The organism is Fenollaria massiliensis (assembly GCF_000312505.2).
GTDB lineage: Bacteria > Bacillota > Clostridia > Tissierellales > Peptoniphilaceae > Fenollaria > Fenollaria massiliensis.
This window is the reverse complement of sequence record NZ_HG326226.1, coordinates 236,515-238,204: the sequence shown is the minus strand read 5'-3', so window position 1 is coordinate 238,204 and position 1,690 is coordinate 236,515. Positions and strand designations below refer to the sequence as shown.

1 rRNA gene is annotated in these 1,690 nt (G+C 48.2%); it reads right to left on the bottom strand.

Features of this window, described 5'->3' with window-relative positions:
• Positions 1–20: 20 nt before the first annotated feature.
• A 16S ribosomal RNA gene (locus BN30_RS04880) occupies positions 21–1,555 on the bottom strand.
• Positions 1,556–1,690 lie beyond the last annotated feature (135 nt).

Sequence of the window (1,690 nt, the reverse complement as noted above, 5' to 3'; positions counted from 1 at the left end):
AGAACTAATGTTCTCCTTAGAAAGGAGGTGATCCAGCCGCACCTTCCGATACGGCTACCTTGTTACGACTTCACCCCAGTCATTGACCCTACCTTCGACTGCTGCCTCCTTACGGTTAGCTCACAGGCTTCGGGTATTGCCTACTCCCATGGTGTGACGGGCGGTGTGTACAAGACCCGGGAACGCATTCACCGCAGCATTCTGATCTGCGATTACTAGCAACTCCGGCTTCATGATCTCGAGTTGCAGAGATCAATCCGAACTGGGATCGGTTTTTTGAGGTTTGCTTGATATCGCTATTTCGCTTCTCTTTGTACCGACCATTGTAGCACGTGTGTAGCCCAGGACATAAAGGGCATGATGATTTGACGTCATCCCCACCTTCCTCCGATTTGTCATCGGCAGTCCATCTAGAGTCCTCAGCACTACCTGTTAGTAACTAAATGTAAGGGTTGCGCTCGTTGCGGGACTTAACCCAACATCTCACGACACGAGCTGACGACAACCATGCACCACCTGTATCCAAGGTAGATAAATCTAGGGTTTTTATCTCTAAAAACTTTCCTTGGTATGTCAAGTCCTGGTAAGGTTCTTCGCGTAGCCTCGAATTAAACCACATGCTCCGCTGCTTGTGCGGGTCCCCGTCAATTCCTTTGAGTTTCATACTTGCGTACGTACTCCCCAGGCGGAGTGCTTAATGTGTTAACGTACGGCACCTACTCGTATGAGCAGACACCTAGCACTCATCGTTTACGGCGTGGACTACCAGGGTATCTAATCCTGTTTGCTCCCCACGCTTTCGTGCCTCAGCGTCAGTTCAAGTCCAGAAAGTCGCCTTCGCCACCGGTATTCCTCCTAATATCTACGCATTCCACCGCTACACTAGGAATTCCACTTTCCTCTCCTTGACTCAAGCATATCAGTTTCAGATGCAATCTATGGGTTGAGCCCTTAGTTTTCACATCTGACTTAATTTGCCGCCTACGCACTCTTTACGCCCAATAATTCCGGACAACGCTCGCCCCTTACGTATTACCGCGGCTGCTGGCACGTAATTAGCCGGGGCTTTCTTCTATGGTACCGTCATTATCTTCCCATAGGACAGAGCTTTACGACTCGAAAGCCTTCATCGCTCACGCGGCGTCGCTGCATCAGGGTTTCCCCCATTGTGCAATATTCCCCACTGCTGCCTCCCGTAGGAGTTTGGACCGTTTCTCAGTTCCAATGTGGCCGGTCATCCTCTTAGATCGGCTACCCATCGCTATCTTGGTGGGCCGTTACCCTCACCAACTAATTAATGGGACGCGAGCTCATCTTACACCGAAATTCTTTAATCTATAAACCATGCGGTTAATAGATATCATATGGTATTAATCCCGGTTTCCCGAGGCTATCCCTTTGTGTAAGGCAGATTGCTCACGCGTTACTCACCCGTCCGCCACTAATCCAGAGATTCTTCACTCCGAAGAGATCGGATTCTCTTTCATCGTTCGACTTGCATGTGTTAAGCACGCCGCCAGCGTTCGTCCTGAGCCAGGATCAAACTCTCGATTAAATGGTTTATTTAATCCCAAGTTAACCTTGGCTCTTAAATTCGAAATTATTTTTAATCAATAAAAAATTGATTGGTTTAAATCGTTCTTTTCACTTTTATTCAGTTTTGCTTGCCTTCTGGAGTCTTTCCAGATGA